This window comes from Corallococcus interemptor, assembly GCF_003668875.1.
Lineage (GTDB): Bacteria > Myxococcota > Myxococcia > Myxococcales > Myxococcaceae > Corallococcus > Corallococcus interemptor.
Genome location: NZ_RAWM01000228.1, coordinates 1 through 6,279, shown reverse-complemented (window position 1 = coordinate 6,279; position 6,279 = coordinate 1). Strand labels below are relative to the sequence as shown.

Genomic DNA, 6,279 nt, shown 5'->3' with positions numbered 1-6,279 from the left:
CCCCCACCACCAGCAAGGACACCACCCACCCGCCGCGCCAACCCATGCCACACCCCTTCAAAAAGGCCTGGGAGGGAGGGTGTGTCGCGCAAGTGGTCGCGCCAAGTGCCCCCGGGTCCCGGCGTGCTCGCCTGCCTGGCGTGACGCGGTGTACGGCGGGGCCCCGCACGGCGCGGTCGGTATACTGCGCATCCTCATGAAGACGGACACGTTGAAGGCGCAGCTCAAGCGCACGTTGCGGCGCGACCTGTGGATCGCCGTCGCCCCCGCGACGCTCGTCATCGCGATCGCGTTCGCGGTGACGTTCTATTTCGTCAAGCCCGCGCCGCCCAAGACGCTGGTGATGGCGCTGGCGCCGGAGGAGGGCGGCTTCAACTACATGGCGAAGCGCTACCAGAAGTTCCTCGCGCAGCATGGGGTGACGCTGGAGCTGCGCAACACGAAGGGCTCCGTGGGCAGCGTGGCGCTCCTGAGCGCGGAGGACAGCGGGGTGGACATCGCCTTCGCGCAGAGCGGCACCACCGGCGGCAAGGGGCAGGAGGTGCCCGAGCACGTGGCGTCCCTGGGGAGCCTCTCCTACGTGCCGCTGTGGGTCTTCTACCGGGGCGAGCCCATCGGCGACGTGCGCGGCCTCGCTGGCAAGCGCATCGCGGTGGGGCCGGAAGAGAGCGGCACGCGCGCGCTGGCCATGACGCTGCTGCAGGCGAACAAGGTGGACACGGCGCCCACGGAGCTGCTGCCGCTGGAGCGGGACGCGGCCATCGACGCGCTGACGCAGGGCAAGGTGGACGCGGTGTTCCTGGTGTCACCGGCGGAGTCGCCGCGCATCCAGAAGCTGGCGGCGGTGAAGGACGTGCGCCTGCTCAGCTTCAACCGCGCGGAGGCGTACACGCGCCGCTACCCATACCTGTCGCGCCACGTGCTGCCCCAGGGCGTGTTCGACTTCGCGAAGGACGTGCCGGACCAGGACGTGGTGCTGCTGGCGCCCAACGCGCTCCTGTTGGCGAAGGACTCGCTGCACCCGGCGCTCGCGTACCTGTTGATGCGCGCGGCCAGTGAGGTCCACGGCACGGCGGGCATCCTGGACAAGACGGGCGAGTTCCCCGCGCCGCTCGCGGCGGGCTTCCCGCTGAGCAGCGAGGCGAAGCGCTACTACGCGACGGGCGTGCCGCTGTTGCAGCGCTACCTGCCGTTCTGGGCGGCGAACCTGGTGGACCGGCTGTGGGTGATGCTGGTGCCCATCATCGCGGTGGTGGTGCCGCTGGGGCGCGCGGTGCCGGCGGTGTTCCTGTGGCGCGTGCGCTCGCGCATCCACCGGTGGTACGCGCGGCTGAAGGAGATTGAAATCCAGCTGGAGGAGGACCCGGACCAGGAGATGCTCCAGGACATGCTCAAGCGGCTGGAGGAGGCCGAGCGCGAGGTGAACCGCATCGCGGTGCCCATCGCCTACGCGGAGAACCTGTACTTCTTCCGCGAGCACGTGGACGTCGTGCGCCGCCGGCTCACCCGGAGGCTGGCGGGCGCGCCCGAGCACAAGGACGCGCATCCGCTGCAGATGCCCGCGTAGGCCGCTTCAGGGGGCCACGCCCAGCAGCTCGCGGATCTGCCGGATCATGGCGATCTCCGACTCGTCCAGGTGGCCGTCGCCGATGACGAGGGCGTGGACCGCTTCGAGCACGGCCTTGGGGTCCTCGCGCAGGACGCTCAGGTCCGGCGGCGGGAGCGGGTGGCCCTCGTGCAGGCAGCGGGTGAGGACGCTGAGCTCCGTCAGGGGCACGCTGAAGCCGCGCGCGGTGTCGATGATGGCGTCAATCTCCTCGCGGGTGACCCGGTCGTCGCTGGTGGCCACCTGGAGCAGGAGCTTGATGACCTCGATGTGGAACTGGGATTCAGGGGGCAGCGGGGCGGCCATGTGGGGTGCATCCTCCAAGGATGTCCAGGCTGACCTGCCAGGGGGGGAGCCGTCCAGCCCGTCGTCATCGCCCCGTCGTGGGGCGGAAAGGCGGCCGGGTGGGGGAGGGGCCTCCAACCCCGGGTGTCCTCCGTGCCATGCTCGGGACGTATGGCATTGCCGGGGGAGGCATTCCGCATGGGTAGGGCCTTACGGTTCACGTCTCGGGAGGAGTCCATCCAGCATGAGCTGCTGACGAACCTGATTGGCGTTGGCAGCTACCAGGACATCCACGACGTGCTGGAGCCGCGCGTGCTCCAGCTGTGTGGGGCGGACCACTTCGCGCTGGGGTGCGCCAACCTGGATGGCTCCGTGGGGCTCCAGTGGACGAGCCGCACGACGATGCCGCTGCTCCAGCGCTACTCCGAATGGGTGACGAACGACTTCGTGTTCAAGGCCACGCTGGCCCAGCCCAACCGCGTGCTGACCACGCCCGAGATGCTGCGGGGACAGACGCTGGACGCCCAGGAGACCCGTCAGCGCAGCGTGGAGGCGGGGCTGGACCTGAAGCAGGTGATGGCGGCCCTGCTGATTGAAGAGCAGCAGGGGCTCAAGGGCGGGCTCGCGGTGTACAGCGAGCGCGACCGGCCCTTTCCGGAGCGCAGCCAGCGATTGCTGCAATGGCTGGTGCCCGCCATCCACCGCGCGGTCAGTCACGTCCAGAGGATCCATGCGCAGGGATTGGAGCTGGACCTGCTCAAGGCCGGCGCCGTCGAGTCCGGGGCCCTGCTGGTGCTGACGTCCTGGGGCCGGGAGATGGTCCGCACGAACGCGGCCACGCGGCTGTTGGAGAAGTGGTTCGCGCGCTCGGACAGGACGCCGCAGGGGATTCCGAAGGCGTGGGTGGACCGGGTCGCGAAGCTGGCGCGCCTACCGGGGATGATTCCTCCCGCGCTGCTGGAGGACGTGCGGGACGAGAACGGAGAGCAATTGCAGGTGACGTTCTCCCTCTCCACCATCCTCTGGGCGGGCAATCCCCTGTGGCAGGTGCGCATCGTCGAGCGCCCACATTGGGTTCGCGAGGAATGGGAACTCACGAACGCGGAGCGCGAGGTGGCGGAAGGAATCTACGAGGGCCTGTCGGACCAGGACATCGCGCTCAAGCGGGGCACGTCGTTGCTGACGGTAAAGGGGCAGGTGCGGGACATCTACCGGAAGACCGGGACCTCCAGCCGCACGCAGTTGATCGCGGAGGGGCGCCGCAGGTAGCAGGCGGCGGTCCCTGCCATACCTCTTTGGAGGGATGGGCCCCGTTTCCGCCCTCGTAATACTTGATGGGTATTGCAAACGGGGGTGGTACCCATGGGCAAGGCACGGAAGTTCCTGTCGCGTGAGCAGGCGTTGATCGCGGAGCTGAAGGAGGCGCTGGGCAACGCCCGGAGCCTGGAGGACGTCTACGAGGCCCTCTCCCGGGCGCTCCTCTCCCTCTGCGAAGCGGACCACCTGGCGGTGGGCTGCGCGAATCCGGATGGGACGGCGGGGTTGCAGTGGCAGACAGACACCGTCCACCCCCTCCTCAAGGATTACGCCGAGTGGGTGCAGGAGGACTTCGTCTTCCGCGCCACGGTGGTGCAGCCCAACGTGGTGCTCAGCGACCTCCAGATGCTGCGGGGGCAGCCGCTGGCGGAGACGGAGACCTTCCGGCGCAGCCAGGGCGCGGGGCTCAAGCTCAAGCGCGTGCTGGCGTCGCTCCTCTTCACGGACGCGGACCTGAAGGGCGGCATCGCGATGTACCGCGAGTCCTCCCGGCCCTTCACCGTCCGGGCGCAGTGGTTCCTCCAGCAGATCATCCCCTACGTCTCCCGGGCGGTGGCGCGGCTGCAGGAGTTCTACGCCCTGCGCTTCGAGCGGGACCTGCTCAAGGCCATCGCCATGGGGGGCAGCCCGGTGCTGGTGCTCAACAGCCTGGGGCGCAAGGTCGTGGACACCGGGCCGGCCATCCCGCTCCTGGAGCGGTGGTTTGCCCCCCACGAGCTCAGCGACGGAGTGCCCCGCGCCTGGGTGGAGCGGGTGCGCGTCCTGTCCCGCTTCGACGTCGCGGCGGACCCCCGGCTGGAGTCCCTCACGCTGGAGCGCGGCGAGGACCGGCTGGACGTGACGTTCAGTCCCTCTTCCGTCAGCTGGGGCGGCCGCGCCCTGTGGCAGGTGCGCATGCACGAGCGCGTCCACTGGCTGCGCCCGGACTGGAAGGAGAAGCTCACCGCGCAGGAGTCACGCGTGGCGGACTTCCTCCACGAGGGCCTGGCGAACAAGGAGATCGCCGGCCGGCTCCACTGTTCCGTGGAGACGGTGAAGGTCCACATCAAGTCGCTGTTCGAGAAGACCGGCATCCACAGCCGCGCGGAGTTCGTCGCCAAGGGCCGCCGCGGGTAGGCGGTAGGCGGTGGGGCCTTTAGAGCGCGCGGCCGAAGAAGTCGCGCAGGTGGCGCGCGTAGCCTTCGGGGTCCTTCCGGGCGTATTCGCCGTGGCCCGCTTCGGGCACCACCCACAGCTCGCGGGGCTCGCAGGCCGCGCGGTAGAGGCGGCCGTCCAGCTTCCGGGGGCCGTCCGGGTCGCGGCCGCCGTTGATGAGCAGCACCGGCCGGCCCTCCAGGCGGCACATGCCGTCCACGGGCTTGACCGCGTCCACGTCGATGCCGGCCCGGCGCAGCCCCCAGAGCACCGCCCAGGTGCTCAGGCCGTAGTGGGAGCCCATGTCCACCGCGAGGTCCGGGTAGGCGCCCGCCGCCGCCACCGCCTTCACGCGCGCGTCCTCCTGCGCCACCAGCAGCGCCGTCGTGCCGCCCATGGAGAAGCCGAACAGGCCCACGCGTCCCGGGGTGACGTCCGGACGCGCCCGCACGAAGGCCAGGGCCGCGCGCACGTCCTCGCGCTCGCTGTCACCCCAGCCCACCGCGTCGCCTTCGCTCTCGCCCTGGCCGTGCAGGTCGAAGAGCAGCACGCCGTGCCCCGCCTCCGACAGCACGCGCGCCTCGAAGAGGACCCGCGTGCGGTTGTCCGCGAAGCCGTGCACCAGCACCACCGCCGTCCCGTCGCGTGACGGGACGTACCACCCTTGAAGCCTGTGCCCCGCGGACTCGAAGGACACGTCCTCCAGGCCCGGCAGCGCGTCCGGGCCCGAGGGCCGCGTCACCGGGACGCGCGCCGGGTGCACCAGCGCCTGGGCCGCGCGCAGGCCTTTCGCGGCGGTGAAGCCGCCCGTGCCCAGCGCGCCCAGGACAAGCCCCAGCGCGGCGATGCGGCCCCAGCGGACGCGGTACGTCTTCGTGGACACGGTCAGCTCCGGACGGGGCCGCTACCGGCGCGCCAGCGCTCGACCAGGTCCTGCACGGCGGTCCCCCAGTCGGGGTACTCGAAGGTGAAGCCCGCGTCCAGCAGCCGCCCGGGCACCACGCGGCGGCTCTTGAGGAGCAGCTCCGTGTCCGTGCGCATGAAGAACGCGCCCACCTCCAGCATCCACTTCGCCGCCGGCAGCCCCACGCTCACGTGCGCCGCCTCGCGCAGCTTCGCCATCAGCTCCCGCTGGGGCAGGGGATGGGGCGCGGCCAGGTTCACCGGCCCGTCCAAATCGTCGCGCTCCAACAGCAGCTGCACCGCGCGCACGAAGTCCCGGTCGTGGATCCACGACACGTACTGCTGTCCGCTGCCCGCGGGGCCGCCCAGCCCCCGGCGCGTCATGCCCAGGAGCACGTCGAAGATGCCCTCCCGGTCCGGGCTCATCACCATGGCGCTGCGCAGCGCCACCTTGCGCGTGTGCGGCGTGTCCGCCTCCGCCAGCGTGCGCTCCCACGCCTTCGCGATGTCGATGCTGCGCTTCCAGTAGGCGGGCACGCCCGGCTCGTCACCGCCGATGAGGCCGGTGGCCTCGTCGTTGGGCGCGTCCAGCCGGTGCGCGTACAGCGTCGCGGTGCTCATCTGCAGCCACACGCGCGGCGGCTTCGCGGCCCGCTGGATGGCCTGGCCCACCACCCGCGTGGAGTCCACCCGCGAGTCCATCATCTGGCGCAGGTTCTCCTCCGTGTAGCGGCAGTTCACGCTGCGGCCCGCCAGGTTGATGACCGCGTCCGCGCCGTCCACCTCCTTCGCCCAATCACCCAGCGTGCGTCCGTCCCAGGACACCGTGCGCGCCTCGCCCTGGCCACCCCGGCTGAGGAGGACGACGTCGTCCCCTCGCGCCAGGAACGCCCGCGCCAGCAGCGCGCCCACCTGCCCCGTGCCACCCGGAATCACGATCTTCATGAACGCCAACCCCCTCCGTTGGTGCGACGTCCGGAGGCATAGCGCGGGGCCCCCAGCCCCGCCCGCCGCCCGCCTCCGGGCCCCCGGGT

6 protein-coding genes are annotated in these 6,279 nt (G+C 71.0%); 3 read left to right on the top strand and 3 right to left on the bottom strand.

Features of this window, described 5'->3' with window-relative positions:
- Nucleotides 1-196 precede the first annotated feature (196 nt).
- On the top strand, nt 197-1,567 hold the full coding sequence (locus tag D7X96_RS38420) for a TAXI family TRAP transporter solute-binding subunit (RefSeq protein WP_120553061.1): 1,371 nt from the start codon (nt 197-199) through the stop codon (nt 1,565-1,567).
- Nucleotides 1,568-1,573: 6 nt separating this feature from the next.
- Here the strand turns inward: D7X96_RS38420 and D7X96_RS38415 are convergent, their stop codons facing one another.
- Complete coding sequence (locus D7X96_RS38415; protein WP_121771959.1) at nt 1,574-1,912, bottom strand: tellurite resistance TerB family protein; 339 nt, start codon at nt 1,910-1,912, stop codon at nt 1,574-1,576.
- 177 nt (nt 1,913-2,089) lie between these two features.
- Between D7X96_RS38415 and D7X96_RS38410 the strand changes: the two genes are divergently transcribed.
- Both D7X96_RS38410 and D7X96_RS38405 read left to right on the top strand, forming a co-directional pair.
- On the top strand, nt 2,090-3,160 hold the full coding sequence (locus D7X96_RS38410) for a helix-turn-helix transcriptional regulator (protein WP_158616346.1): 1,071 nt from the start codon (nt 2,090-2,092) through the stop codon (nt 3,158-3,160).
- Nucleotides 3,161-3,253: 93 nt separating this feature from the next.
- A complete protein-coding gene (locus D7X96_RS38405) occupies nt 3,254-4,324 on the top strand; it encodes a helix-turn-helix transcriptional regulator (protein WP_121771958.1) in 1,071 nt (356 codons plus the stop codon).
- Nucleotides 4,325-4,343: 19 nt separating this feature from the next.
- Here the strand turns inward: D7X96_RS38405 and D7X96_RS38400 are convergent, their stop codons facing one another.
- Nucleotides 4,344-5,225, bottom strand: a complete 882-nt coding sequence (locus tag D7X96_RS38400; protein WP_120553065.1) for an alpha/beta hydrolase — start codon at nt 5,223-5,225, stop codon at nt 4,344-4,346.
- A gap of 2 nt (nt 5,226-5,227) precedes the next feature.
- A complete protein-coding gene (locus D7X96_RS38395) occupies nt 5,228-6,190 on the bottom strand; it encodes a TIGR01777 family oxidoreductase (RefSeq protein WP_121725225.1) in 963 nt (320 codons plus the stop codon).
- Between the last annotated feature and the right edge of the window lie 89 nt (nt 6,191-6,279).

Excerpts from the sequence above, each read along its gene's own strand:
- D7X96_RS38395 (WP_121725225.1), bottom strand. The coding sequence starts at position 6,190 with ATGAAGATCGTGATTCCGGGTGGCACGGGGCAGGTGGGCGCGCTGCTG.
- D7X96_RS38410 (WP_158616346.1), top strand. The coding sequence starts at position 2,090 with ATGGGTAGGGCCTTACGGTTCACGTCTCGGGAGGAGTCCATCCAGCAT.
- D7X96_RS38405 (WP_121771958.1), top strand. The coding sequence starts at position 3,254 with ATGGGCAAGGCACGGAAGTTCCTGTCGCGTGAGCAGGCGTTGATCGCG.
- D7X96_RS38415 (WP_121771959.1), bottom strand. The coding sequence starts at position 1,912 with ATGGCCGCCCCGCTGCCCCCTGAATCCCAGTTCCACATCGAGGTCATC.
- D7X96_RS38420 (WP_120553061.1), top strand. The coding sequence starts at position 197 with ATGAAGACGGACACGTTGAAGGCGCAGCTCAAGCGCACGTTGCGGCGC.